Origin of the sequence: Nonomuraea sp. NPDC050540, assembly GCF_044457485.1 — a bacterium.
Lineage (GTDB): Bacteria > Actinomycetota > Actinomycetes > Streptosporangiales > Streptosporangiaceae > Nonomuraea.
Window position 1 is genome coordinate 279,742 of sequence record NZ_JBITHA010000002.1, and the last position, 26,003, is coordinate 305,744.

Annotated in this window: 24 protein-coding genes and 2 tRNA genes; 12 read left to right on the forward strand and 14 right to left on the reverse strand. The window is 71.3% G+C overall.

All coding sequences use genetic code 11. From position 1 onward, the window contains the following. Both ACIBI5_RS07800 and ACIBI5_RS07805 read left to right on the forward strand, forming a co-directional pair. A complete protein-coding gene (locus ACIBI5_RS07800) occupies nt 1-981 on the forward strand; it encodes an ABC transporter permease (RefSeq protein WP_397244327.1) in 981 nt (326 codons plus the stop codon). Beyond that, a complete protein-coding gene (locus ACIBI5_RS07805; RefSeq protein ID WP_397244329.1) occupies nt 978-2,042 on the forward strand; it encodes an ABC transporter permease in 1,065 nt (354 codons plus the stop codon). Before ACIBI5_RS07800 ends, ACIBI5_RS07805 begins: the two co-directional genes overlap by 4 nt. Here ACIBI5_RS07805 and ACIBI5_RS07810 read toward each other — a convergent pair. Next, nucleotides 2,032-2,658 carry a hypothetical protein gene (locus tag ACIBI5_RS07810; RefSeq protein WP_379610463.1) on the reverse strand — a complete coding sequence of 209 codons (627 nt, stop codon included), beginning with the start codon at nt 2,656-2,658 and terminating at the stop codon, nt 2,032-2,034. The genes ACIBI5_RS07805 and ACIBI5_RS07810 overlap by 11 nt on opposite strands. A gap of 20 nt (nt 2,659-2,678) precedes the next feature. On the opposite strand from ACIBI5_RS07810, the gene ACIBI5_RS07815 reads away from it, so the two are divergent. Continuing rightward, nucleotides 2,679-2,852: a hypothetical protein gene (locus tag ACIBI5_RS07815; RefSeq protein WP_184959985.1), complete on the forward strand. Its 174-nt coding sequence runs from the start codon at nt 2,679-2,681 to the stop codon at nt 2,850-2,852. Here ACIBI5_RS07815 and ACIBI5_RS07820 read toward each other — a convergent pair. Next, a complete protein-coding gene (locus ACIBI5_RS07820) occupies nt 2,828-4,381 on the reverse strand; it encodes an ABC transporter substrate-binding protein (RefSeq protein WP_397244331.1) in 1,554 nt (517 codons plus the stop codon). The genes ACIBI5_RS07815 and ACIBI5_RS07820 overlap by 25 nt on opposite strands. 162 nt (nt 4,382-4,543) lie before the next feature. Between ACIBI5_RS07820 and ACIBI5_RS07825 the strand changes: the two genes are divergently transcribed. Further along, the gene (locus ACIBI5_RS07825) at nt 4,544-6,433 is read left to right on the forward strand and encodes a nitrate- and nitrite sensing domain-containing protein (RefSeq protein ID WP_397244333.1); all 1,890 of its coding nucleotides are present in this window, start codon (nt 4,544-4,546) and stop codon (nt 6,431-6,433) included. Continuing rightward, on the forward strand, nt 6,426-6,782 hold the full coding sequence (locus tag ACIBI5_RS07830) for a DUF742 domain-containing protein (protein WP_184959987.1): 357 nt from the start codon (nt 6,426-6,428) through the stop codon (nt 6,780-6,782). Before ACIBI5_RS07825 ends, ACIBI5_RS07830 begins: the two co-directional genes overlap by 8 nt. Before the next feature lie 26 nt (nt 6,783-6,808). Here the strand turns inward: ACIBI5_RS07830 and ACIBI5_RS07835 are convergent, their stop codons facing one another. From ACIBI5_RS07835 to ACIBI5_RS07865, 7 genes are all read right to left on the reverse strand, one after another. Then, entirely contained in the window at nt 6,809-7,657 is an 849-nt protein-coding gene (locus ACIBI5_RS07835; RefSeq protein ID WP_397244335.1) for an ABC transporter ATP-binding protein, read from the reverse strand. Nucleotides 7,658-7,698: 41 nt separating this feature from the next. Next, the gene (locus ACIBI5_RS07840) at nt 7,699-8,427 is read right to left on the reverse strand and encodes an ATP-binding cassette domain-containing protein (RefSeq protein WP_397244337.1); all 729 of its coding nucleotides are present in this window, start codon (nt 8,425-8,427) and stop codon (nt 7,699-7,701) included. Next, the gene (locus tag ACIBI5_RS07845; protein ID WP_397244339.1) at nt 8,424-9,269 is read right to left on the reverse strand and encodes an ABC transporter permease; all 846 of its coding nucleotides are present in this window, start codon (nt 9,267-9,269) and stop codon (nt 8,424-8,426) included. The genes ACIBI5_RS07840 and ACIBI5_RS07845 overlap by 4 nt, the downstream gene beginning before the upstream one ends. After that, on the reverse strand, nt 9,266-10,282 hold the full coding sequence (locus ACIBI5_RS07850; protein WP_397244341.1) for an ABC transporter permease: 1,017 nt from the start codon (nt 10,280-10,282) through the stop codon (nt 9,266-9,268). Before ACIBI5_RS07850 ends, ACIBI5_RS07845 begins: the two co-directional genes overlap by 4 nt. Further along, complete coding sequence (locus ACIBI5_RS07855) at nt 10,282-11,889, reverse strand: ABC transporter substrate-binding protein (protein ID WP_397244343.1); 1,608 nt, start codon at nt 11,887-11,889, stop codon at nt 10,282-10,284. Before ACIBI5_RS07855 ends, ACIBI5_RS07850 begins: the two co-directional genes overlap by 1 nt. A gap of 77 nt (nt 11,890-11,966) precedes the next feature. Further along, entirely contained in the window at nt 11,967-13,514 is a 1,548-nt protein-coding gene (locus ACIBI5_RS07860) for a hydantoinase/oxoprolinase N-terminal domain-containing protein (RefSeq protein WP_397244345.1), read from the reverse strand. Next, nucleotides 13,511-14,572, reverse strand: coding sequence for a DUF917 domain-containing protein (locus ACIBI5_RS07865; RefSeq protein ID WP_397244347.1), 1,062 nt, complete (start codon nt 14,570-14,572; stop codon nt 13,511-13,513). Before ACIBI5_RS07865 ends, ACIBI5_RS07860 begins: the two co-directional genes overlap by 4 nt. Nucleotides 14,573-14,836: 264 nt before the next feature. Here ACIBI5_RS07865 and ACIBI5_RS07870 point away from each other — a divergent pair. The 7 genes from ACIBI5_RS07870 to ACIBI5_RS07900 all read left to right on the forward strand — a co-directional run bounded on the left by ACIBI5_RS07870 (nt 14,837) and on the right by ACIBI5_RS07900 (nt 21,383). After that, nucleotides 14,837-14,909 (forward strand) — tRNA-Met (locus tag ACIBI5_RS07870). Nucleotide 14,910: 1 nt separating this feature from the next. Then, nucleotides 14,911-14,983: transfer RNA gene (locus ACIBI5_RS07875), tRNA-Arg, on the forward strand. A gap of 15 nt (nt 14,984-14,998) precedes the next feature. Further along, complete coding sequence (locus ACIBI5_RS07880; protein WP_397244349.1) at nt 14,999-15,436, forward strand: RpiB/LacA/LacB family sugar-phosphate isomerase; 438 nt, start codon at nt 14,999-15,001, stop codon at nt 15,434-15,436. After that, on the forward strand, nt 15,433-15,927 hold the full coding sequence (locus ACIBI5_RS07885; protein WP_397244351.1) for a hypothetical protein: 495 nt from the start codon (nt 15,433-15,435) through the stop codon (nt 15,925-15,927). Before ACIBI5_RS07880 ends, ACIBI5_RS07885 begins: the two co-directional genes overlap by 4 nt. Before the next feature lie 32 nt (nt 15,928-15,959). Then, nucleotides 15,960-17,123 carry an amidohydrolase gene (locus tag ACIBI5_RS07890; protein ID WP_397244353.1) on the forward strand — a complete coding sequence of 388 codons (1,164 nt, stop codon included), beginning with the start codon at nt 15,960-15,962 and terminating at the stop codon, nt 17,121-17,123. Between the two features lie 28 nt (nt 17,124-17,151). Beyond that, on the forward strand, nt 17,152-19,794 hold the full coding sequence (locus ACIBI5_RS07895) for a Tex family protein (RefSeq protein ID WP_397244355.1): 2,643 nt from the start codon (nt 17,152-17,154) through the stop codon (nt 19,792-19,794). Nucleotides 19,795-20,105: 311 nt separating this feature from the next. Then, the gene (locus ACIBI5_RS07900; RefSeq protein WP_397244357.1) at nt 20,106-21,383 is read left to right on the forward strand and encodes a hypothetical protein; all 1,278 of its coding nucleotides are present in this window, start codon (nt 20,106-20,108) and stop codon (nt 21,381-21,383) included. Nucleotides 21,384-21,656: 273 nt separating this feature from the next. On the opposite strand, the gene ACIBI5_RS07905 is transcribed toward ACIBI5_RS07900, so the two are convergent. From ACIBI5_RS07905 to ACIBI5_RS07925, 5 genes are all read right to left on the reverse strand, one after another. After that, nucleotides 21,657-22,088 carry a hypothetical protein gene (locus ACIBI5_RS07905; protein ID WP_397244359.1) on the reverse strand — a complete coding sequence of 144 codons (432 nt, stop codon included), beginning with the start codon at nt 22,086-22,088 and terminating at the stop codon, nt 21,657-21,659. A 110-nt stretch (nt 22,089-22,198) separates the two neighbouring features. Next, nucleotides 22,199-23,092, reverse strand: coding sequence for an RNA polymerase sigma factor RpoD/SigA (locus ACIBI5_RS07910; RefSeq protein WP_397244361.1), 894 nt, complete (start codon nt 23,090-23,092; stop codon nt 22,199-22,201). 10 nt (nt 23,093-23,102) lie between these two features. Next, on the reverse strand, nt 23,103-23,489 hold the full coding sequence (locus ACIBI5_RS07915) for an STAS domain-containing protein (protein WP_379610321.1): 387 nt from the start codon (nt 23,487-23,489) through the stop codon (nt 23,103-23,105). Nucleotides 23,490-23,530: 41 nt separating this feature from the next. After that, nucleotides 23,531-24,508, reverse strand: a complete 978-nt coding sequence (locus tag ACIBI5_RS07920; RefSeq protein ID WP_397244363.1) for a phosphotriesterase — start codon at nt 24,506-24,508, stop codon at nt 23,531-23,533. A 59-nt stretch (nt 24,509-24,567) separates the two neighbouring features. After that, nucleotides 24,568-25,923 carry an APC family permease gene (locus tag ACIBI5_RS07925; protein WP_397244365.1) on the reverse strand — a complete coding sequence of 452 codons (1,356 nt, stop codon included), beginning with the start codon at nt 25,921-25,923 and terminating at the stop codon, nt 24,568-24,570. Between the last annotated feature and the right edge of the window lie 80 nt (nt 25,924-26,003).

Consider the following 26,003-nt stretch of genomic DNA (forward strand, 5'->3'; position numbering starts at 1 on the left):
ATGCTGCGTATCCTGCTCAAGGACCTGCGCCGCCGCTCGCGCGACAGCATGCTGCTGGTCTTCGGGGTGGTGCTCCCGCTGGGCATGGCGTTCGTGTTCGGCGTGGCCCTGTCCGGCGGCTCCCAGCCCTCCGGCCGGTACGGCGTGGCGGGCCCGTCGGCCGCCGAGTTCACCCAGCGCACCGGCCTGCCGGACCTCGAACCGGTCGCCGGCGTCGCGCAGGCCAGACAGCTGGCCGAGTCGAACGAGCTCGACGCCGTCTTCGTGGTCTCCCCCGCCGGGATCGAGGTCGTCGGCAGCGTGGACGCGCCGCTGGCCGTGCAGGTGGCCAGGGAGGTGGCCGAGTCGTACGCGCTGCCGGGCGGCCAGAACGTCCAGGTGACGCAGGACGCGACGCTCGGCACCCGCGAGCTCGACACCCGCACCTACCACGCGGCGGGCGCGGCGATGTTCTTCGCGTTCTTCGCGGTGATGCTCAGCGTCACCGGCCTGTTCGAGGAGCGCCGCAACGGCACGCTGGCGCGCCTGCTGTCGATGCCGGTGCCGCGCGCCTCGATCCTGACGGCCAAGCTGCTGGTCGGCGTCATCGTCGGCCTGGCCGGAATGGCGCTGCTGGTCGCCGCGACGACCCTGCTGCTCGGCGTGCGCTGGGGACCGCCCGCCGGGGTCGCCGCGCTGATCGCGGCGGGGGTGCTGGCCGCGACCGGCCTGATGACCGCCCTGGCCTCCTTCGCCCGTACGGCCGAGCAGGCCGCAAACTGGCAGTCCGCGACGGCCACGGTGCTCGGGCTGCTCGGTGGCTCGTTCTTCCCCGTGGCGCCGGAGCTGAGCATGTTCACCCCCCACCACTGGTTCCTGGAAGGGCTGGCCGAGCTGCGGGGCGGCGCCTCGATCCTGCCCGCGCTGGCCGTTCTGCTCGCCGTGGCCGCGCTCAGCTTCCCCGTGGCGGCCGTCCGTGTCGGAAGGATGGTGGCGCCGTGAAGGTCGTGTTGATGGCCGGGCTCAACCTGCGCCGGATGTTCAAGGACCGCACCAACATCTTCTTCGTGCTCGTCGCCCCCTTCCTGCTCATCCTGGTGCTCGGCCAGCTCTACGGCGGCGGCCAGCAGCTCAAGCTCGGCGTCGTGGCCGGGCCGGGAGCCCCGTCGGAGCGGCTGGCGAGCGCCTTGGCCTCGGGCAGCCGGGTCACGGTCGAGCGGCTGGGCGACGAGGGCACGCTGCGCGAGGCGGTCGAACGCGGGCGGCTGCACGCCGGCCTGGTCATCCCCGCCTCCTACGACGACGGCGGCGGGGCGGTTCACCACCTGGTCCGGGCGACCGACATCAAGAGCCACGACACCGGCACCTGGATCCGCTCGATCGTCCGCCAGGAGGCCGCGCGCGGCCAGCCGTCGCTGCCGGTCCGGGTCACGACGGCAGGCACGACGCCGTTCCCCGAAGGGCTGAACGCCTACGCCATCGCGGCGCCCGGCCTGCTGCTCATGTTCACGTTCCTGACCTCGCTGACCGCGGCGCTGGGGCTGGTGGAGTCGCGGGCGATCGGGGTGACCGCGAGGCTGTCGGCCGGGCCCACGCGGCTGCGCACGATCATCGCCGGCGAGGCGGCGGGGCGGATCGCGATCGCGCTGTTCCAGGCAGTACTGATCATGCTGGGGTCGATGGCGCTGTTCGGGGTCTCGTGGGGCGACCCGGCGGGGGCGCTGGCGGTGCTGCTGGTCTTCTCGCTGGTCGGCGGCGGGGCGGGCATGCTGCTGGGCGCAGCGTTCCGCACACCGGGGCCGCCGATCTCGCTGGCCATGGTGTTCGGGCTCGGGCTGCCGACGCTGGGCGGCGCGACGATCCCGCTGGAGTCGTTCTCCGAGCCGATGCGGACGCTCGCCTACCTCACCCCGCACGCGTGGGGCTATGACGCCTTCGCCCGCCTCGTCCGGCACGGCGACGGTCTCACGGGCGTGCTGCCGCAGCTCGCCGTGCTCGGCGCCCTTGCCGTCGTCCTGTTCGTCCTGGGCACGTGGCGGCTGCGCCGGGCGCTCAGCGGGTGAGCTCGACGCCGACGGTGATCTCGTTGCCGAGTTTGTGCCCGAGCATGAGGTCGAGCTCGTCGCCGCTCCAGAAGCGGCCCGGGTCGTACCAGTTGGGCCGCTTGCCGCCCGGCAGCAGGCCCATCTCCTCGTAGGTCACCGCCACCACCTCGGCGCAGTAGGCGCTTTCGAGCGTGCGGTCCTTGACCCGGCCGCGCAACTGGGGGACGCGGCCACGGGCCCAGCGTCCGGCCAGGCGGGCGGTGGAGGGGAACGGCGTGCCGTCCAGCCTGGCCACCGCGCGCAGGGCGGCGTCCTCCATCTCGGGCGTGGCCTGCGGTTCCAGCTGGCGCAGCCAGGCCCGCTGGCCGTAGCGGTCGGCCCAGACCGTCACCGCGTCACGCAGGTCGTGCAGCTGCACGCCGCGGTGATGGGTGCCCGACCACAGGTCGAGCAGCGACTTGCCCAGCTCCGCGTGCCACATCATCGGCGGCATGTCCTCGGCCACGATCGCCATCCCGACATGGTTGACCGGGCTGTTGGTCATCGTCTGGATGGCGCGGTCGGGGACCGAGCGCCCGCGGAAGATCCACAGATCTCCCGTCCTGGTGACGTTCACAGCCTCATCGAGAGTCAGCACCTTGTTAGCCTAAGCACATGCGCTGGTGGAAATGGCTCGGACTTGCCGGAATCGCGGGAGTCGCGGCGACCGGAGTGGTGATCGCGCGGGACGAGCGGCGCCGCCGCGCCTACACGCCCGACGAGATCAGGACGCGCCTGCGCGAGCGCGTGGAGACCGAGTCCGCTCAGGCCGACGGCCGCAGGTCGTAGACGAAGACCACGTCCGGATAGGCCGGGTTGTCGTCGTACCCGGCGACGGCGCCCAGGTAGGCCCGCTGGTAGTTGACCACCCAGGGGAAGGCCGCCACCGCCCGCTCGTCCAGCAGCCTGCCGGTGAGCTGCCTGAAGCTCTTCTGGGCGGCCGGCCGGTCGCTCACGTTGAGCACCGGCAACATGTCGATCATGCTGTCGGCCACGGGGTCCTTGAGGTAGGTCAGGTTGAAGACCGGCGGAGTGCCGCTGCGGAAGACGTTGCCGAACCACGAGTAGCCGTCGGCGTAGTCGGGCCACCAGTACATGACGAAGATGTCCTGGCCCCGCTTCTTGCCCCGGTCCCACTGGGCGATCCAGGGCATCGGCCGGGCGTCGAGCGTGACGTTGAGCGTGCGCAGCGTCTCGGTCAGCCGCCGCGCGAGCGTGGCCTGGTCGGCGTCGCCCTCGGCGTAGGTGAGCGTGAGCTTGAGCGGCCTGCCTCCCGGGCCGTGGCCGGCCCGCTGCAGCAACTGCGCGCTCATGGCGAGGTCCTGACGGGATATCCGCCCGCGCTGGTGTCCCGGCAGCCCTTCCGGCACGATCCCGCTCGCCGGTACGGCGGAGCCGTCCAGCGCCCTGATCAGCCCCCGGTAGTCGACCGCCTTCTGCACCGCCTTGCGGAGCCGGACGTCGCGCAGCGGCCCGTGGGCGGTGTTGAACAGCAGCATCGCGGTCTGCAGTGACGGCATGGACGCGGTCCGCACGCCGGGTGTCCTGGTGGCCCGCGCATACAGCCGGGGGCTGAGCCGGTTGACGAAGCTGACCTCGCCGCTCTGGAGCAGCTCCCAGCGGCGGCGCGGGTCGGGCACGACGCGGTACTTGACGGTCCGGTAGTGCGGGCGGTCCCATCCGCCCCAGTAGCCGGCGAAGGCCTTGAGCGTGAGCTCGTTCTCCTCGCCCTTGCGCCAGCTCGCGATCGTGTAGGGGCCGGAGCCGGCGTCGGTCTTGCCGTCCTTCACCTGCTCGACGACGGCGGTGTCGTAGATGTAGGCGGCGTAGGCGGCCGAGGCGGTCAGGTCCAGCGGGGCGGCGTACTTGAGCTGGAAGGTCACGGTCAGCGGGCCGGGGGCCTGGATCGACTCGACCGCGTCCCAGATGTAGGAGGCGCCGGCGCCGGATTTCATCGTCCGCTCGACGGCGGCCTTGACCGCGGCGGCGTCGAGGGGCCTGCCGCTGTGGAACTTCACGCCGGGGCGCAGGGTGAACGTCCAGGTCTTGCCGTCGGAGCTGGCGTTCCAGGCGGTGGCCAGTCGGGGGCCGGCCTTCTTGGTGACCGGGTTCCAGACGGTCAGGGTCTCGTAGATGTTCTGCAGGGCGATGATCTCGTTGGAGTACGAGGTCGCCGGGTCCCAGTCGGTGACGACGTCCAGGTTCTGGGCGTAGACGAAGGCGGCTTCGCCGGGGGGCGCCTGCCGTACCGGAGGAGGGGGCGCCGAGCACGCCGCGATGGTGAATGCCAGCGCGGCCGCTGCGAGACGACGGCGCATGCATCTCCCCTGTGACCGATGTTGCGCCTGAAACTACTGCAAGATGACGCCACAGATGCCCGAAAGTCCTGAAAAATAGGGAATTCTGGTGATCGGATTGCTATCCTCAAGGCTTGTCCCGTCCGGGGTTTCCAGTTGGGGACCGGCCGGAGTGAGGTGTCAATGACCCGCAGCAGAACGATCCGCATGAAGATCGTCGGTCTGCTGCTGGTTCCGCTCATGTCGATGGTGGTGTTGTGGGGCGTGATCGCCGCGGTGACCGCGGGCGAGAGCCTGGAGCTCAGGGAGTACACCACGCTGTGGTCCAACCTGCGCCATCCCGCCTATCGCCTGATCAGTGAGATCCAGCGCGAACGGCTGGCTTCGACGCGCCTGCTGCGCTCCGGCGGCAGCATGGAGCGTTCGTCGGCCAACGCCCAGCGCGCCCGCACCGACCAGGCGGCCGAGGAGTTCAAGGTCCAGACCGCCAAGTCGAAGGACGCCTCCCCCTCGATCAGCTCCCAGGTCGACCAGGTCCTCATCCAGCTCGGCCGGATCGACGCGCTCAGGGGCGAGATCGACGCCGGTCTCACCGCGCGCGTGCACGCCATCGAGACCTACAGCGCCATGATCGACTCGCTGTTCGGCCTGCACCGGCGGGTCGCCTTCGTCGACGACATCCCGATCTACGAGCAGTCGCGCATCGTGATCGACCTCGGCTACGCCAAGGAACTGCTCACCAGGGAGCAGGCCGTCGCCTCCGGCCCGACCACCGCGCAGGAGCGCCGGATCTTCACCCAGCTCGTCGGCAACCGGCGCTTCCTCGTCGACCAGTCCGTCGCCGAGCTCGACCCGGCCATGCGCGACGCGCAGGTGGCCCTGCTCACCTCGCCGCTCTACCAGCGCATGCGGGTGATGGAGGACCAGATCATCGCCGGGCGCACCCCGGAGGGCTGGGTCACCACCACCGAATCGCTGTCGAAGTCCTTCCAGGACTTCCAGATGACCGCCTCGCAGATGCTCACCGCGCGCGCCGCCCCCGTGGCCGACTCGGTGCTGCTGCGCGCGGTCATCCTGGGCGGCACCGGCCTCGCGCTCGTGATCGTGTCCATCGTGATCTCGATGCGCGCGGGAAACCGGCTGTCCAAGGAACTGGTCACGCTCCGGCTGGCCGCGCTGGAAGTGGCGCAGGACCGGCTGCCCCAGGTCGTCGAGAAGCTGCGCAAGGGCGAGCAGATCGACGTGCCCGAGGTGAAGGTCGCCAGCACCACGACCGAGATCGACGACGTCGGCCAGGCCTTCTCCACCGTGCAGAGCACCGCCGTCGAGGCCGCCGTCGGCCAGGCGCAGCTGCGCGAGGGCGTCGGCCACGTCTTCCGCAACCTGGCCAGGCGCAGCCAGACGCTCCTGCACCGCCAGCGCATCCAGCTGGAGGGCATGCAGCACAAGGCCACCGAGCCGGACGCGCTGGACGACCTGTTCCGCCTCGACCACCTCACCACCCGGATGCGCCGCCACGCGGAGGGCCTGATCATCCTGTCCGGCGCGACGCCCGGCCGAGGCTGGAGCAAGCCGGTGCCGCTGCACGACGTGGCGCGCGGCGCCACCGCCGAGGTGGAGGACTACCAGCGGGTGGCGGTCGAGCCGATGCCCAGCCACGCGCTGGCCGGGCCGCTCGTCGGCGACGTCATCCACCTGATCGCCGAGCTCATCGAGAACGCCACGGTGTACTCGCCCGCGCACACCCCGGTCATGGTGCGCGGCGAGGCCGCCGCCCGGGGCTTCGCCATCGAGGTGGAGGACCGGGGGCTCGGCATGAGCCCCGAGGAGCTGGCCGACCTGAACACGCGCCTGGCCAGCCCGCCCGAATTCGACCTTGCCGACAGCGACAGGCTCGGCCTGTTCGTCGTCGCCCGCCTGGCCGCCAGGCATGACATCCGCGTGACGTTGCGCGGTTCACCATATGGAGGGACCACCGCCATCGTGCTGATCCCGGCAGAGCATGTGACGCAGCAGAGCGAGACGCCGGCCGAGCCCACCGCCCGCCCCATCAAGGTGGTGCGCGGTGAGTGACGAGCGCTGGCTCGACGAGGACGCCGGGCCGATCGTGCCCGCGTACCTCCTCACCCGCGGGCGTACCGTCCCCGCGAGCGAGGCCATCGACCTGATCGCGGTGATCATCACCGCCGGAGGCCTCACCCCGCCGATGGGCCTCGGCCCCGAGCACCTGATCATCATGCAGAAGTGCACCAAGCCCACCCGGCTCGTCGACGTGGCCGCCGAGCTGAACCTGCCCATCGGCGTCGTCCGCGTCCTGGTCGGCGACCTGCACGCCCAGCAGCTCGTCCAGGTCGAGCACCCGCCGCCCGCGCCCGACAAGCGGGTCCTGCTGGAGGTGATCAGCGGCCTCAAGGCCCTGTAAGCGGCATAAGGGCCCGGTGAGCGGCTTTATGGCCCGGTGAGCACGTCCTCCGCGCGGTGGCAGGCCACCGTGCGCCCCTCACCCACCTCGCGCGTCTCCGGCGCGCGCTCACACTCGGGTACGGCCAGCGGGCAGCGCGACCGGAACGGGCACCCCGTCTCGGCAGGCGGCGCGCTGGTGCCCGCCTGCGGCGGCTGCCCGCCCAGCGTGGGCACGGCGTCCCTGAGCGCCCTGGTGTAGGGGTGGGCAGGCGCGGCCAGCAGCTCGGCTGTCGGTCCCGACTCGACCACCCGCCCGGCGAACAGCACGTGACTGGTCGCGCACAGCCTGCCCACGACGGCGAGGTTGTGGGTGATCAGCAGGCGCTCGGTGTCCAGCCCGGCCAGCAGGTCGAGCACCTTGGCCTGCACGGTGACGTCCAGGGCGCTGGTCGGCTCGTCGAGGATCAGCAGCTTCGGGCCGACGGCCAGGGCGCGGGCGATGACGACGCGCTGGCGCTGGCCGCCGGACAGCTCGTGGGGGCGGCGGACGGCCAGGGCGGGGTCGAGGCCGACCTGCTCCATGAGCTCGCCGACGCGGTCGCGGTCGGGCAGGCCCTCGGCGATCGAGGCGCCCACGCGCCTGCGGGGGTTGAGCGACTCGGCCTGGAAGACCGGCTGGACGTCACGCCGGAAGGCCCGCATGTCAGCCTTTCTCAGGTCCTGCCCGCCGTACCAGATGGTGCCCTTCTGGGGCTTCAGGAGGCCGAGGAAGGCGCGGGCGAGCGTGGTCTTGCCGGAGCCGCTCTCGCCGATCAGGCCGACGCCACCCGTCGTCACGTCCAGGCTCACGTCGTGGACGACGGACTGCTCGCCATATCGTCGCGAGCTCCTCACCTTCGTATACCCGAGAGTGAGGTCTTGCGCGCGCAGGATCGTCACGGCGTGGCCTCCAGCAGGTCGCGGGTGTAGGGGTGGGACGGGTCGGCCAGGACGCGCGCGGCCGGGCCCGACTCCACGACCTCGCCGTCCTTCATGACCAGCACCCGGTCGGCGATGGTGCTGACCAGGGCCAGGTCGTGAGAGACGAGCAGAATGGCCAGGTCGCGCTCGCGCTGCAGGCGGCGCAGAACCGTGATCACCTCGGCCTGGACCGTGACGTCCAGGGCGCTGGTGGGCTCGTCCGCCAGGACGACCTCCGCGCCCAGGGCGATGGCCAGCGCGATCGCGAAGCGCTGGGCCTGGCCGCCGGAGATCTCGTGCGGGTAGCGGCGCAGGATCGCCGGGTCCAGCATGACCGCCTTCACCGCGGCCACCGGGTCGGCGGTGACGCCGTGGAGCTTCAGCGCGCGGCGCATCAGCGTGCCCAGGCGGGTGGTCGGGCTGAGCGCGGCCTGCGGCGACTGCATGACCAGGGCCGCGCGGGCGCCTCTGATCGCGCGCAGCTCGCGGGGCGAGGCCGCGCGCACGTCCAGGCCGCAGACCTTGATGCTGCCCGTGACGTCGGCGTTCTCGGTGAGGCCCAGCAGCGACATCAGCGTCGTCGACTTGCCCGAGCCGCTCTCCCCCACGATCGCCACGCACTCACCGGCGGCCACGTCGAGTTCGGGGACGCGGGCGACGGTCCGCGCGCCGTAGCGGACCTCCAGGTCACGTACCTCGATCATCGCACCACCCTTCTCGGATCCAGCGCGTTGCGCAGGCCCTCGCCCAGCACGTTGAAGGCGAAGGCGGTCAGGACGATCGCCAGGCCGGGGAAGGTGACCACCCACCAGTTCGTGGTGAACAGGGTCTGGCCCTGCTCGACCATCAGGCCCCACTCCGCGGTCGGCTCGTGGGCGCCGAGTCCCAGGTAGGACAGGGCGGCGGCGGTCAGGATCACGCCACCGGCGTCGAGCGAGACCTGGACGAGCACGGGGGTCAGCGAGTTCGGCAGCACATGGCGCGCCACGATCAGCGGCGCGGGCACGCCGAGGCACCGGGCGGCGTCCACGTACGGGCGGCTGGCCACGGAGGCGGCGACCGAGGCGGCCAGCCGCGCGTACCAGGGCCACCAGGTGACCGCGATCGCCACGATCACCGTGGTGACGCTCGGCTGGAGCACCACGGCCAGCGCCAGCGACAGCAGCAGCGCGGGGAAGGCCAGGAAGATGTCGGTGATCCGCATGATCACGTCGCGCAGCCAGCCGCCCGCGTATCCCGCGATCATGCCCAGGCTCACGCCGACCAGCGCGGAGGAGGCCAGCACCGCCACGGCGATGCCCAGCGAGGTGCGCCCGCCGTACAGCACGCGGGTGAACACGTCGCGGCCCACCTGGTCGGTGCCGAACCAGTGCTCGCCGCTCGGCGGCAGCAGCGCCTCCAGCGGTTTGGGCTCGTCCACCGGGTACGGCGCCAGCCACGGCGCGAAGAGCGCGGCCAGCACGACCAGGACGATGAGCACGGCCCCCGCGGCGGCGAACCGGTCGGGCATCCGGGGCAGCGTCCTGCGCGGTTCCGGTGCCTTCATCGGGCCCTCGCCCTCGGGTCCACGACGCCCTGCAGGAGGTCGACGGCCAGGTTGCTCAGCACGTACACGATCGCGATCAGCAGGGTGATCCCGGCGATGGCGGGGGTGTCCAGCGAGCGGATCGAGTCGACCGCGTAGCGGCCGAGGCCGGGCCAGTTGAAGACCGCCTCGACCAGGAAGCCGTTGACCATGGCGTAGGCGAAGACCAGCGCGATCAGCGACAGCACCGGGTTGAGCGCGGCCCGCAGCGCGAACCTGGTGAGGATCTTGGACTCGGAGAAGCCCAGGGCGCGCTCCAGCCTGGCGTGGTCCTGGCCCGCCTCCTCGATCAGGGCCGCGCGGGTGAGCTGGGCGATCACGCCGGCCGGGTAGGCCGCCACCACGAGGGCGGGCAGGACGAGGTGCTGCAGCGTGCTGGTGAAGATGGGCCAGTTGCCGGTGATGAGCGCGTCCACGATCGTGATGTTGGTCCAGAGGGTGAGCGGGCTCGTGCTGTCCAGGCTCCCGTCGTACTCACCGGCCACCGGGAACCAGCCGAGGTTGCTGGCGAAGACCGTCTGTACGGCCAGGGCCAGCCAGAAGACGGGGATGGAGACGGCCAGCATGGAGCCGACGCGTACCCCCAGATCCGGAAATCCCGTCTTGTAGCGGGCGGCGAGCACGCCGATCGGGATGCCCAGCGCGATGGCCAGGATCAGCGCCGCCCCCACCAGCTCCAGCGAGGCGGGGAAGGCCGTCATCAGATCTTCGCGGACCGGGCGCCGGGTGTGCAGGCTGGTGCCCCAGTCGCCGGTCACCAGGTCGCGTACGTAGTTCCACAGCTGGACCGGCACCGGGTCGTCCAGCCCGAAGCGCGCCCGCGCCGCCGCCAGTTCCTCCGGCGAGGCCTTCGGCCCCGCGAAGGCCACCGCCGGATCGCCCGGCACCAGCCGCATGATCACGAAGGTGAGCGTGACCACGCCGGCCACGACCAGGAGTGCCTGGCCGAGCCGGCGGAGCAGGTAACGCCACATCAGCGTGACAGGTTGTAGAAGAACACCACGTTCGGGTAGGCCGGGTTGTCGACGTAGCCCTTCACGTCGGCGGTGAGCGCGCGCTGGTAGGTCTGCACGTACGGCACCGCCACCGCCGCCTTCTCCTGAATGATCTTCTTCTGCAGCTCGGAGTAGACCTGGTCGGCCTTGAGCTGGTCGGTGGCGGTCAGCTCGGGCAGCGAGTCGATCGCCTTGTCGATCTCGGCGTCCTTCAGGTATGACAGGTTGAACTCAGGCGGCTCCTTGCTGCGGAAGACGTTGAGGAACCAGCTGTAGGCGTCGGCGTAGTCCGGGTACCAGTACATGACGAAGATGTCCTGGCCCTTCTTCTTGCCCAGGTCCCACTGCGCCTCCCAGGCCATCGGCTTGGCCTCGACGGCGACGTTGACGTTCTTCAGCGCCGAGCTCAGCAGCGTGACCAGGAGCTTCTGGTCGTCGTCGCCCTGGGCGTAGGTCAGCTTGAGCTTCAGCTCCTCGTTGTCGGGCCCGTAACCGGCCGACTGCAGCAGCTCCTGCGCCTTGGCCAGGTCCTGCTTGGGCTCCATGCCGGAGACGTGGCCGAGCAGTCCCTGCGGGACCAGGCCGCTGCTCTTGGTGCCCGCGCCCTTGAGCGCCGCGGCCAGGCCGTCGTAGTCGATGGCCAGCTGCAGGGCCTGCCGTACCTCGGCGGACTTGGTGGGGCCCGACTCGGTGTTGAACAACACCAGCAGGTTCTGGAACGACGGCGTCTGCTTCACCTGGACGCCCTCCGTCATCCCGGCCTGCTCGAACAGCTGCGGGTTGAGGCGCTGCACGTAGTTGACCTCGCCGCGCTGCAGCAGCTGCCAGGCGGTGGTGAGCTGCGGGGTGACCCGGAAGGCGACCTTCTTGTACTGGTCGGGCTTCCATCCGCCCCAGTAGCCCTCGTACGCCTTCAGCGTGAGCTCGGTCTCCTTGCCCTTCTGCCACTGGTCGATCGTGTACGGGCCGGTGCCGCCGTCCTTCTTGCCGTCCTTGTCCACGCCGTCCACGTCGTAGATGTAGGCGGCGTACCCGGCGGAGGAGACGAGGTCGAGCGGGGTGGCGTACTTGAGCGTGAACTTCAACGTGGCCGGGTCGACGGCCTCGATGGTGTCGACGGCGCTCCAGATGTAGGCGGGGCCGCCGTTCATCTTGATCGTGCGCTCGATGGCCTTCTTGGCCGCCTCGGCGTCCATGGGCTTGCCGGTGTGGAACTTCACGCCCTGGCGAAGCTTGAAGGTCCACTCCTTGCCGTCCTTGGCCGACGACCACTCGGTCGCGAGGCGCGGCTCCGGCTTCTTCGTCTCGGCGTTGTACCTGGTCAGGCCCTCGTAGATGTTGGACATGGCGACGATCTCGTTGGAGTACGAGGTGGCCGGGTCCCAGTCGGTGACCACGCCCAGGTTGGGCGAGTAGACGAAGGTGGCGTCGTTCTGCTTGGGCGCGGCCCCGCCGGTGGCGGCGGCCGACTCGCTGGGCCCCGGCGTCCCGCCGGCTCCGCGCACCTGTCCGCCGGCGCAGGCGGAGGCGGTCAGAGCGACGGCGCCGGCGACCCCGGCGACGGCCAGTCGCTTGTGCCAGTGCATATATGGGGTCCTTTCAATGGGTTTTGTCCGGCTTCAGCCGCGGCAAGATCGTAGCGACGAACGTCCGCCGTTGGGCGTCAATTCGATAGCGGACCTGCGGCCTTTACATGAAGGCGCACCGCCGGCTCCGCCAGATAGCTCAACGGAACCTCGTGCACATCCACCAGTTCAACACGAGCGGGATCCGCCCCCGCCTGCACGGCTTTCGCCGCCGCCTCCTCCTTGGCCCGCTCGATGGCCCGCGCGCGACCGGCGCCCGCCGGCACGATCGTGTCCACCCGGCCGCTGGCCAGCGCGATCGCGGCGCCGACGGCGTTGGCCACCTCGGCGTGCTCGGGCCTGATCACCTGGCTGACGCCGGGGATCCGCCCGGCCAGCAGGAACGCGCCGCCGCCCACCGCGACCAGCGGGCGGTCGGCCCGGCCCAGTGACATGCGGTCCACGGCGTCGGCCACCATCTCGTCGGCTATGACCAGGCTATCCGCCAGCATGACCGCCGCACCCACGTGCTCGTCCAGCGCCGAGCGCCACTCGCGCGGCGCGCCGGGCATGCGCCCGGCCCGTACGCCCGCATCGGTCATGGTGGGCACCGTACCGCCGAAGACCAGCGCGGACTCCGCCAGCCGGTACCCCACCGAGTCCGGGCCGATCGCACCGGGGCGCAACCGGGTCCCGCCGCCCATCGCGATGGCCAGGATGTCGGGCATGCGGAAGTTGGTGAGCACGCCGCCGATCTCCACCGCCGCGGCCGACTCCCGGGGAAATCCGCCCATGAGCACGCCCAGGTCGGTGGAGGTGCCGCCGACGTCGGCCACGATCGCGTCCTTCACCCCCGACAGGAACGCCGCGCCGCGCAGCGAGTTGGCCGGTCCCGAGCCGATCGTGGAGACGGGCAGGCGGGCGGCGTACTCCACCGTCATCAGCGTGCCGTCGTTCTGCGCCAGGTACGGCCGCGCCGTCAGACCCCTCTCGGCCAGGGCCTCCACCAGCGCCCCGGTGACCGCGGCGGCCACGCCGTACAGGGCGGCGTTGAGCACGGTCGCGTTCTCGCGCTCCAGCAGCCCGAGCGAGCCGATCTCGTGGCTGAGGCTGACCGGCAGGCCGTACTCGCGCTCGACGAGTTCGCCGACGAGGCGCTCGTGCTCGGCGTCCGCCGGGCTGAACACACCCGACACCGCCACCGCGTCGGCCTTGACGCCGTCCAGGAAACGGCGGACGGCGTCCAGGTCGAGGGGGCTGATCGGGCGGCCGTCCACGTAGTGGCCGCCGGGCAGGATCGCCTCACCGGCCGAGACCGCGGCGCGCAGGTCGGCGGGCCAGTCCGACAGCGGCGGCACGGACGTGGTCGCGGGCGCGCCCAGCCGCACGACCGCGACCCGGCCGAGGTTGCGGCGCTCCAGGATCGCGTTGGTGGCGTGGGTGGTGCCCAGCATGACCCTGCCGACCCGGTCCGCCGGGCCGGTGCGGGCCAGTTCGGTCAGGACGGCGTCCAGGGCGGCGCGCAGGCCGCCGGTGACGTCGGCCGTGGTGGCGCGCTTGGCCTTGGCCACCACCCGGTCGGCCGCGTCGAGCACCACCGCGTCCGTGTTGGTGCCGCCGACGTCGATTCCGATGCGCAACGTCATGCGAGCTCCTCCACGGGCACGTAGTCCAGGTCGTAGCCGAACGCGGCCGGGCCGGCCGTCTCCAGGCCCTTCTCGGTCCGCCAGAGCGGGTCGCAGGCCCAGGCGAGCACGGTGACGCGCTGACCGTAACGCAGCGACTCGGTCTGGACGGCGATCGCGGTCTCGGTGTCCACGACCGTGATCAGGTCGGGGACGATCGCGCGAACCCGGCCGTCCTCCAGCGCGACCAGGTTCTCGTTCTGGAGTTCCAGGGTGAGCGTGCGGCCGCGGTCGGCGCCCGTGCCCTCGATCACGGCCGAGCCTCTGACGAAGCCGCCCGAGGTGCGGCGTTCGACGTCGGTGAGCTTGCCGGTGATCAGGCGGCGGGCGCCCAGTTCGTCCTGAAGGGCGCGGAGCGGGTCGGCGGTGTGCTCGGTGGCCCTGCCCACGGCTATCGCGCGGGTGACCGTACCCTCGATGACCGCGCCGCGCGCCTGCCCGGCGGTCAGCACGTAGTCGGCCATCAGCGCGCTCGATCCGGCGGCCACGCAGACGGCGCGGGCCAGCCGTTCCGACCACAAGCCGTCCACGGGCCTGATGGTCACGACGTTTCCCGCCACGTCCGACATGATCACCAGGTCGGCGGGGAGCCCTGCCACGTACATGGAGACCATCTGGACCTCGGGAAACGCCCGGCCCATGCCGTCGGCGTCGAGCAGGGGCAGCCCGAGCTGGGCCGCCCAGGCGACCGGCGCCACCCCGTTGCCGCCGCCGATCTCCGAGGACATCACCGCGGCCGGAGCACGGCCGAAGATGCGCTCCACCTCCTCGGCGATCCGCTTCGGCTCGTCCACGCTGTGGATCATCTCGTGGCTGACCGTCGGCGCGCCGATCCCGGACAGCGGGAGGATCAGGGCGTCCTCCGGCAGATCGGCGAGCTCGATGAGCGGAACCCCGCCGTACGCCTGGATCGCCCGCCGCGCAGCTAACGAACCGGTGCGTACGTCGCCGCCGCCTCCGGTGCCCAGCACCGCGCAGCCCCTCGCGAGAGCAGGGATGTCATCCTCTTTGATCAGCACACAAGCCACCGTAGTGGTCGTTTATCACTTACCCCCGCGAACTCCCGTTCGTGCCCACATGAGCAATCCCGGCTGCGAACCTGGTGGAGACCGGCCTTAATCCCGTTGCATCGCACGCCCCCTTCACGACATCCTCGTCACATCGCCCGAAAGGACCAGTCATGAACACCCTCCGAATGCGTGACCGCCGTAGCGGCATGTCCTGGGCCTAGGAACGTACGACTCGTGCCCCGGGACATGGTTCCCGGGGCATTCGCATGTCCGGACGGGTGGGGGCGCTGGTGTGCCCGGCGGTTTCATAAGCCGCTCCAGGCGGGTTCGATCCCCGCACCCGTCACGCCTTCGTGGCGCAGTGGAGAGCGCGCCTGCTTGCGGAGCAGGAGGTCGCTGGTTCGATTCCAGCCGAAGGCACGAGAACATCGGAGCATGCGCATTTCAGTGGCGGCCGACAGCCTCGACGGGGTGGCCGGGACGGTGGTGGCCGAGCTGCGCGCTCGCGGCCACGAAGTGATCACCCATGGCGCCCTCGACGACGCCGAGCGCGACGACTGGGCGTGGGCGTCGGAGGCGGCCGCCCGCGACGTGGCGGAGGGACGTGCCGAGCAGGCCGTCGTCTCCTGCTGGACCGGCACGGGCGCCGCCATCGCGGCCAACAAGGTCCCCGGCGTGCGCGCGGCCCTGTGCGCCGACGCCTACACCGCCGACGGCGCGCGTACCTGGAACGACGCCAACGTGCTCGCCCTGAGCATCCGGCTGACGTCGCCGGCGCTGCTCACCGAGATCCTGGACGCGTGGTTCGCGGGCACGCCGAGCACCGACGCGGACGACGTGGCCAACGTGGCGCGGCTGGGCGAGATCAGGTGACGTTCGAGGAACTGGCGGGGGAGGTCCACGCGGCCGTCTCGGCCGGTGAGCTCTCCGGCGATCGGGTCGTGGAGCTGGCCGTGGCGCTGGAGGGGCTTGGCGTGGCCGTACCGGCCGACCTGGACCTTCGTACTCTCCTCACCGGCTTCGCGCGCCTGGACCTGGCCGTGCGGACGGTGCAGCGCGACCTCGACGCGACCGCGGTCCCCGGGCGGCTGCGCGTGTGCGCGCCCGCGTGGGGGGACGGGTGGCTGCGGGTGGAGTACGGCGGGCAGGCCTCGTCCACCGGCTTCGACCCGCGCCAGAGCGCCGACCCGCTGGCGGAGGTGGCCGACCTCGCCCAGGAGATCATCGTCGAGGTGCTCTGGACGAGCTGGCCGCTCTGCCCCGTTCACGGCTTCGGACTGCACGTGAACAACACCCCCGAATGGGTCTGTACAGGGGCGAAACGCCACGTGGTCGCCCCCGTGGGAAGGCTCGGCGAGGGCTGAGTTTCGTCGGTCCCCGGGTCTATGGTTCTGCCATGACCGCGACACTCCTGCGCGGCGGCCACCCCTGGGGGCAGGGGGCGCCGGCCGACATCCTGGTGGGCGACGGCCTGATCCAGCAGGTCGGCGCCGCGCTCGACGTCCCCGCCGCCCACGTCGTCGACGTCACCGGCCAGCTCGTGCTGCCCGGCCTCGTCGAGTCACACTGCCACCTCGACAAGACGCTCTACGGCGGGCCGTGGGTGCCCCACTCCGCCGACGACACCCTCGCCGGACGGATCGGCAACGACCTGGCCAGACGGGCCGAGCTGGGCGTGCCCAGCGTGGAGCGGATCGAGCGGCTGCTGCGGCGGATGAGCGCCTGCGGCACCACCCACTCGCGCACCCACACCGACATCGACCCCGAGGCCGGTCTGCGCGGCGTCGAGGCGGTGCGCGAGGCGGCCGGCCGCGTCCCGGTCACCGTGCAGCAGGTCGCCTTCCCCCAGCACGGCGTGCTCACCAACCCCGGCACCGCCGCACTGCTCGAAGCGGCGCTGAAGAGCGGCGTGGAGGCCGTCGGCGGGCTCGACCCCGCGGGCATCGACCGCGACCCGGTGCGCCACCTCGACCTGATCTTCGGTCTGGCCGAGCGCTATGGCGCCCACCTCGACATCCACCTCCACGACGGCGGCACGCTCGGCGCCTGGGAGCTGGAGCTCATCACCGAGCGCACCAGGGCGCTGGGGCTGGGCGGCCGGGTCACGGTCAGCCACGCCTACGCGCTGGGCCAGATCGACGAGGCCCACCAGGGCCGCCTGGCCGAGGGCTTCGCCGACGCGGGCGTGGCGCTGGCCACCGGCGCCGTCTACAACTTCCCGGTGCCACCGGTGAAGAAGATGCGCGCGGCCGGGGTGGTCGTCGCCTGCGGCCACGACGGCATCCGCGACCTGTGGGGGCCCTACGGCTCCGGCGACATGCTGGAGCGGGCGATGCACCTGGCCTACCGCAGCACCTTCCGCTCCGATCCCGACATCGAGCTCGCGCTGGAGGCGGCGACCTACGGCGGCGCGCGGGCGCTCGGCCTCACCGGCTACGGCCTGTCCGCGGGCGACCGGGCCGACCTCGTCGTGGTGCCGGCAGGCGGCGCGGCCGAGGCAGTGGTGACCCATCCGCCCCGCTCTCTGGTCATGAAAGACGGCGCGGTCCTGCACAATTGACCGGCGGGGACCATCGAAAGGCAGGCAAGTGCTCTCTATTCACCAGCGGATCGCGGAAGAACTCGGGGTGCGCGAAGGGCAGGTTCAGGCGGCCGTCGACTTGCTCGACGGCGGCGCCACCGTGCCGTTCATCGCCCGCTACCGCAAGGAGGTCACGGGCACCCTCGACGACGCGCAACTGCGCACGCTCGAGGAACGGCTGCGCTACCTGCGCGAGCTGGAAGAGCGGCGGGCGGCCATCCTGGAGTCGATCGAGTCGCAGGGCAAGCTCGACGACGAGCTCAGGGCGCAGATCATGGCGGCCGACACCAAGGCCCGCCTGGAGGACATCTACCTGCCCTACAAGCCCAAGCGGCGCACCAAGGCGCAGATCGCCCGCGAGCTGGGGCTGGAGCCGCTGGCCGACCAGCTGCTCGCCGACCCCTCGCTGAGCCCGCTGGCCGTGGCCGAGGGCTTCCTCACCGAGGGCGTGGCCGACGCCGCCGCCGCGCTCGAAGGCGCGCGCGCCATCCTCATCGAGCGCTTCGCCGAGGACGCCGACCTCATCGGCGAGTTGCGCGAGCAGCTGTGGAGCCGCGGGCAGCTCTCGGCCAAGGTACGCGAGGGCAAGGAGGAGGCGGGGGCCAAGTTCTCCGACTACTTCGACTTCGCCGAGCCGTTCACCAAGCTGCCCTCCCACCGGATCCTGGCGATGTTCCGCGGGGAGAAGGAGGAGATCCTCTCCCTCACGCTGGAACCCGACGAGGGCACCGACTACGAGCCGCGCATCGCCGCCCGCTTCGGCATCGCCGACCAGGGGCGGCCCGCCGACCAGTGGCTGGGCGAGACCGTGCGCTGGGCCTGGCGCACCCGCATCCTCGTCCACCTGGGCCTCGACCTGCGCATGCGCATGTGGCAGGAGGCCGAGGAGGAGGCGGTGCGCGTCTTCGCCACCAACCTGCGCGACCTGCTGCTCGCCGCGCCCGCCGGCACCCGCGCCACCATGGGCCTCGACCCCGGCCTGCGCACCGGTGTGAAGGTCGCCGTCGTCGACGCCACCGGCAAGGTCGTCGAGACCGCCACCATCTATCCCCACGAGCCCAAGCGGCAGTGGGACCAGTCGCTGGCCGCCCTCGGCGCGCTGGCCCAGCGCCACAACGTCGAGCTGATCGCCATCGGCAACGGCACCGCCTCCCGCGAGACCGACAAGCTCGCCGGGGAGCTGGTCAAGCACATGCCCGGCATCACCAAGATCGTGGTCTCGGAGGCGGGGGCTTCGGTCTACTCGGCGTCGCCGTACGCGTCGCAGGAGCTTCCCGAACTGGACGTCTCGCTGCGCGGCGCGGTCTCGATCGCCCGCCGGCTCCAGGACCCGCTGGCCGAGCTGGTCAAGATCGACCCCAAGTCCATCGGTGTCGGCCAGTACCAGCACGACCTGTCGGAGACCAAGCTCTCCCGCTCGCTCGACGCGGTCGTCGAGGACTGTGTCAACGCGGTGGGCGTCGACGTCAACACCGCCTCGGCGCCCCTGCTGACCCGCGTGTCCGGCATCGGCTCCACCCTGGCCGACAACATCGTCCAGCACCGCGACACCAACGGCCCGTTCCGCACCCGCACCGCGTTGAAGGACGTGGCGCGGCTGGGCCCGAAGGCCTTCGAACAGTGCGCCGGCTTCCTGCGCATCGCCGGCGGTGAGGACCCGCTCGACTCCTCCAGCGTGCACCCCGAGTCCTACCCGGTGGTGCGCCGCATGCTCGGCGCGATCGAGGGCGACCTGAAGACGCTGATCGGCAACACCGCGACCCTGCGCTCCCTGAAGCCGCACGACTACGTCGACGACACCTTCGGCCTGCCGACCGTCACCGACATCCTGCGCGAACTGGAGAAGCCCGGCCGCGACCCGCGCCCCGCCTTCAAGACGGCGACGTTCAAGGAGGGCGTGGAGAAGCTGTCCGACCTGACGCCGGGCATGATCCTGGAGGGCGTCGTCACCAACGTGGCCGCCTTCGGCGCCTTCGTCGACGTCGGCGTCCACCAGGACGGGCTCGTACACGTCTCGGCCATGTCCCGCACCTTCGTCAAGGACCCGCGCGACGTGGCCAAGCCGGGCGACATCGTCCGCGTCAAGGTCCTCGACGTGGACATCCCCCGCAAGCGCATCTCCCTGACCTTGCGCCTGGAAGACGACACCGAGACCGACTCCCGCCCCCGAGGCCCCCGAACCGACCGCCCCCGAGGCGGCCAGGCCGGCGGCCCCGGCCAGGGCGGTTCGGGCCAGGGCGATCCCAGCCAGAGCGGCCCCGGTCGTGGCGGTCCCGGCCAGGGCGGTTCCGGTCGTGGCGCCTCCGGTCGTGGCGGTTCGGGCCAGGGCGCTTCCGGCAGGGGCGGCCGTGGTGACGCCAGGACCGGCGACGCCCGCGGCGGCGGAACCCGTGGCGACGGCAAGCCCGGTTCCGGCCGGAGCGACGGCCAGGGCGGCACCGGCGGGGGCGGCGACAATCGCGGTGGCGACGGCCGCGGCGGTGACGGCCGCGGCGGTCGCGACAGCGCGCGCGGCCAGGGCGGTAACCGCGACGGCCAGCGTGGCGGCAGCCAGCGTGGCGGTCGCGACGGCGGCCGCCGCCCGGCCCCGTCGGGCGCGATGGCCGAAGCCCTCCGCAAGGCGGGCCTGACCGGCGACGACCCCCGCTGACCCAACCCCGCCTGCAGCCAGACACCTCATGCCGCCCGGACCCACACGTCCAGGCGGCATGAGCCGTCTCCGGCACCCTTTCGGGCAGCACCCGCCCCCTTGCCGCCGTGAGACCAGGCAACACAAGCCCGTGCGCCTCGTCCAGTCGGTCCTGCTTACAGAGCCGGTGGTCAGGCACGCTGGCCCCCGCACAGCCGGGCACTGCGGTAGAGACGGTGCGCAGCGCCACCCCACACAGCGCCACCCCGCGTAGGGCCGGGGGGTTGTCGTGTGGGTGCGTGGGGTTGGTGGGCAGGCGATACGGTCGAGGGATGACGACGAGTGACCGGTATGGGGTGGCCATCGCGCAGGCGGGCGATCTGCTGAGGTGGCGGTCGCCGCTGCGGGCTGAGCTGTGGGCCAGCCGGTTGGTCGCCGAGTTCGATGAGGACGGCGGTGACGAGGAGGCGTTCGGCGGGCTGCTGGAGGGTGCTTCCGGGGCGGAGGCGGCTCTTGTGGCCGCTGCGCTCACCTCGGTGGGTACACCTGTGCGGGCTGCGGGCCCGGGGCCGGAGTGGCTTGGGCGGATGGGTGAGGTCACGTGCGAGTCCGCCTGGTACGGCAAGGCCGACCCCTACGGTGAGCAGGTCCTGGCGGCGCTCACCTTCCGGTACCGGAACGGCAAGGAACCCCACACCGTCGTGGTGGCCATCGACCAGGTCAACGGCGGCATCGCGGTGGACGCCGCGGTCGAGGAGCCCAAGTTCCTGGACGACCTGGGCCTGAGCCCGGCCGACCCGGCGCTGGTCGCCGGACGCGTCCTGGAGGCCTTCTCGCTGCTGGACATGCTGCTCGGCGCCCCCGTGGCCGGCACCCTCCCCCCGCTACGCGCCTTCACCCTCGCCCGCACCCGCTCCATCCCGGCCCACCCCACCAAAACCGACCCAGCCCACACCCACATCGGGCCAACCCAAGACCCGACCCACCTGGCCCAGACCAGGCCAGCCCAAGACCCGACCCAACCGGCCCAGACCCGGCCGACCGACAAACCAGCACAGCCAGACCACGCCCGGCCCCGGCCGGCCGACGATCCGGCCCAAGCGGCCGACGCCCTGACCCAGTCGGCCGCTGACCCGGCGCACACCTGGCCGGCCGAAGCCCAAGCGCCGCCGGCCGAAGAACCGGCGCGACCGGACCACGCGCAGCCCCGGCCGGCAAACCCGCCACCGCCCGCCGGGCCGACGGCAGGCCCGGTGAGCGGCCTCCACGTGCCGGATCTGGCGGAGTTCTCCGAGCTGGCCGGCGTGCCCGGGGTGGTGGAGGCGTATCGGGTGTTGGTGGAGTTCGTGGGGGATCGGGGGTTGTGGTGGAGTCCGGCGCGGGTGTCGGCCTTCCTGACGGTGTGGCTGCCCAGGGAGGCGACGCTCAGCCGGGAGGCGGCGGACGCGATGCCCGCGGTGGTACGGGCATGGACGCGACGCGTCGCCGACGAGCCGGCGATCCATGCCCAGATCGACGCGGACGCCCCCGGGCTCCCCGCGCGGATGGCCGACGAGAAGCTGGCCGGCCTGCGCAAGACGCTGGCACAGCGGCGGCAGCCGGAGGAGTGACCTCTCGCACAAGGTCGTGTGGACGGAGTTCTCATGTCGTACGGCTATGCTGCACGTTGACGTTTCCGCGGCCCGGATGCGGGCGACCAGAGGGAGATCTACACGATGTACAAGGAGTTCGCTGCTGAGGCCGTGGTCTGGGTCGTCCCGATCGTCGTGCTGATCGGTCTCGCTCTGATGATCACCGCCTAGGTCCACGAACCACGGTGAGGGGTCGAACCGGGTTCGACCCCTTTTTCGCGTGCTGATGGCACGGTCCAGCGCTGGGGCAGGTCAGCCGTACCACTCGTAGTGGACGACGGTGTTGACGCGGGTGTCCCAGCGGATCCGGCCGTCCAGGTACCGGTCCCACATGCGGTTGAGCTTCGCGCCGCGGACCGTGCAGGACGCCCAGCGGACGCCGCGTGGCCGGATCTGGCCCACGTGGTCACGGCACAGGCCCATGTAGCGGCCGTTCACGCGCAGTTTGGCGCGCAGGTTCACGTCGTAGAGGCGCTTGGAGGAGATGTTCTTGATGCGCACCCGGACCCGGCAGGTGTCCTTGCACCGTCCCCAGTAGATCTTGGTGCGGATGAGCTGTCTCTTGGCGGATTCCATGGTGGCGATGGTGGTGGTGGACGAGGCGTTCGCGGCGGAGGGTGCGGCGATCACCAAGGTCGTGGCGGCCGTGGTGATCGCTAAGGCTCCGGCGAGACGTCTGAGCATTCTGCCCCCAGAACTAGCTGGATGGCCGCTTCCCCCTGTTTGAAGCGGCCTCAGTTACCTTGATTAACCATCAGGCGTTCTGGACAGTCAATCCACCTTTAGTGGGCGCGTTATGAAGCCCACGCGAGTAACGGCTCGCACTGGCGGAGGCGTTTCAGGGCTTGTTTCTCCAGTTGCCGAATGCGCTCCCTGGTCAGCCCGAGCCGGGATCCTATTTCGGTGTAAGTCTGTTTACGGGTGCCGGCCAGGCCGTACCGGAATCTCAGGATGAACGCCTCGCGCGGCGGGAGAGTCGTGAACACGACCTCCAGTTCCTCGCTCAACGCCCGCCACTCCATGGACTCCGCCGCGCTGAACCCGTCCTCGTCGAGGATGAGGTCGCCCATGCTCGTGTCGCCGCCCTCCCCCACGGGCAGGTCGAGGCTGACCGTTTCCCGGGCGAGCCGGCGCAGTCCGGTGATCTCGTCGAGTGAGCGCCCCGACGCCTCCACCAGTTCCGTGTCGTACGGCGGGCGGCCCAGGTCGATCGCCAACCGCCGCTCTATCCGGAAAAATCGGGAAACGTTCTCGGCCACGTGGATCGGCAACCGGACGGTACGGCTCTTGTCGTGAATGCCGCGCTCGATCGCCTGCCGGATCCACCACATCCCATAGGTCGAGAATTTGTACCCGCGCCGGTAGTCGAACTTCTCCACCGCCCGGATCAGCCCGAGGCTGCCCTCCTGGATGACGTCGAGCAGCGGCAGCCCGCGGTGCGCGTACTTCTTGGCCGTCGACACCACCAGCCGCAGGTTCGCCCGGATCAGCCGGTCCTTGGCGTCCTCGCCGTCCACGCGGAGCTGGCGCAGGTCAGCGCAGTCCGCGCCGCCCGCGAGCAGATGGCCGGCGTAGAGGCCGGCTTCGATGCGTTTGGCCAGATCGACCTCGTCCGCGGCCGACAGCAGCGGCGTCCTGCCGATCTGGCGCAGGTACATGCCCAGCAGGTCGGGCTCTTCCGATGACATGCACCGGCGACTACCCGGTAAACGGCGGCGAATTCCCGTCGTCGCTGAGTTCGGCGATGGCCAGCTCCGCCGTGGTACGGATGTCGAAGAACTTGTCGAGCGCGGTGATCGCGAACAGGTGCTTGCAGCGGCCGTTGAGCCCGGCCAGCAGCAGCCGCCCGCCGGAGGCCGTGACGGCCTTGTGCAGGTAGACCAGGACGGACAGACCTGAGGAGTCGCAGACGCTCACCGCCTGCATGTCGATGACGAGCATGGGTGGCTGGGTGAGGTCGAGGGCCTTGGTGACGCGGTCGCGCACTTCGGCCGCGGAGCCGAAGTCGAAGTCCCCCGTGAGCCTTGCGATGACACAGGGCCCCTGAAGGCCCAGGCTGATCGACAGGGCTTGCTCCGAAGTCACCCAGTTCCACCTACCTGCGTCGGTCTTCCGATCCCACCACTTTACGAGAAGTGGCGTCTCGGGTTGGACACCAGCATCTGCTCAATCTGCTCATCGGTCACACCCGAGGCGCGCAGGGCGGGCAGCACGTCGTCGTGGATGTGATCGTAGCGCCACTTGGGCGCCGCCGTCGCGAGGGCCTCGTCCCACATCCCCCCGAAATAGTCCATGAAGCAGGCCGCGTCATGGCTGAGCACCATCCGATCGGAGTAGCCCCTCTCGCACAGCGTCGCGATCGTGGCTACCCGCTGGGCCGTGGGGTTGTAGAGCTCGAGGCCGAACCGGTCCATCCCGAGCGTCGCCCCCGTGTCGGCCAGCCTCATCAGGTAGTCGAGATCATTGGTGTCCCCGGCGTGTCCCACGACCACCTTGGTCAGGTCCACGCCCTCCTTGGCGAACATGTCGAGCGCCACCGGCCCGGACTGCGTGAACGAGTTCGTGTGCACGGTGATCGGCGCCCCGGTCAGCGTGTGCGCCCGCGCGACCGCCCGGCAGATCCGCTCGACGCCGGGCGTGAGCCCGTCCTGCTCGACCACGCACTTGAGGAACGCCGCCTTGACTCCGGTGTCGGAGATGCCCACGGTCAGGTCGCGCACGAAGTCGTCGATCATCGGGTCCGGCATGTCGAGCACCAGCCCGGGACCGCGGTGCTCGTACTGGTGCGGCAGCTCATGGTAGCTGTAGATCCCGGTCGCGGCGATGATGTTCAGCTCCGGTACGGCCGCCGCGATCCGCTGGATGCGCGGGATGTAGCGGCCGAGCCCCCACACCGTGGGATCGACGATGGTCCGGACCCCTTTGGCGGCCATCGCGCCGAGCTTCCGCACCGCGTCCTCGACCCGGAACTCCTCGTCCCACCAGCCACCCTTGCCGTAGTTCTCCAGGTGTTCCGTGGAGACGACGAAGACGTGCTCGTGCATGAGCGTCTGGCCGAGTTCCTCGACGTCGACGGGACCGCGGACGGTGCTGACGGTGGGCATCCCGAACCTCCATACCGGCTGGTCTGATCGCGCAACCGTAAGTCGCCCGCGTGGCGCGGTCAACGCCCCGCGGCCGAGCGGTGCCGCAGGAACCACAGCACGGCGCCGAAGGCGAACACGGCCAGACCGGTGACCACGGCCGCCCAGGGCAGCGTGAACGCCAGGAGCAGGCAGAGCCCGAGGCCCACGACCGGGATGACCCGGCGCGGGGCGCCCTCGTCTCTGGTGAGGGTCAGGGCGGCGGCGTTGGCGATCGCGTAGTAGACCAGGACGCCGAAGGAGGAGAACGCGATGGCGCCGCGCAGATCCGCCAGCAACAGCAGGATGATCACCGTCACGCCCACGGCCAGTTCGGCGCGGTGGGGCACCTGCCGGGCCGGATGGATCGCGTCGAGGAACGCCGGCAGGTCGCGGTTGCGTGCCATCGCGAGGACGGTGCGCGAGACGCCCAGCACCAGCGCCAGCAGGGCGCCCAGCGCGGCCACGGCGGCGGCGGCCGAGACGACGGGGACCAGCCAGGCGACGTCCGCGGTCCTGGCCACGTCGGCGAGCGGCGCCCGTGACAGCCCGAGGCGCTCAGGGCCGAGCGCGTGGAGGGCGGCCAGCGCCACCAGCGTGTAGACGACGAGCGTGACGGCCAGGGCGATGCCGACGGCGCGGGGGATCGTGCGGGACGGGTCGCGCACCTCCTCCCCCAGCGTGGCGATGCGCGCGTAGCCGGCGAAGGCGAAGAAGAGCAGCCCGGCCCCCTGCAGCACGCCCGGGGGGCTCCAGGAGCCTCCGCCGGCGACCGCCACCGCGGTCATGCTGAGCCCCCGATCCGGCTCCGGCTCGGGCTGGAGCCCGAGCCAGCCGGGGGTCGCGAGCGGATCCGGCATGCCGTACGCGGTCGGGTCCATCAGCGAGAACGGCGGCGCCGGACCGGACAGCAGCCCGGCGGCGACGACCATGGCCAGCACCGCCAGCACGAAGGCGATCATGACGCGGGCAGCACCCGCCGAGCGCTGTACACCGAGCAGGTTGAGCGCGGTCACGCCCACGACCGCGCCGATCGCCAGCGGCTGGGCCAGGGCCGGGGCCACGTAGGCGCCGAACGTCAGCGCCATCGCGGCGCAGGAGGCGGTCTTGCCGACGGTGAAGCCCCAGCCGGCCAGGTAGCCCCAGAAGGGGCTCAGCCGGCGCCTGCCGTAGACGTAGGTGCCGCCGGACTCGGGGTAGAGGGCGGCCAGCCGCGCCGAGGAGGTCGCGTTGCAGTAGGCGACGACCGCGGCGATCGCCAGGGCCGGGAACAGCCACGAGCCGGCCGCCTGGACCGCGGGCGCGAACGCCACGAACACGCCCGCGCCGATCATCGCGCTCAGCCCGATCACCACCGCGTCGGTGGTGCCGAGCCTGCGCGCGAGCCGTTCGGCCACCAGTCCCCCTAGATCCGTCCTGGAAGGAGACTCTGCACCATCGGACCGACACTTCGGTGAACGGACGGTGAACCGGCCGG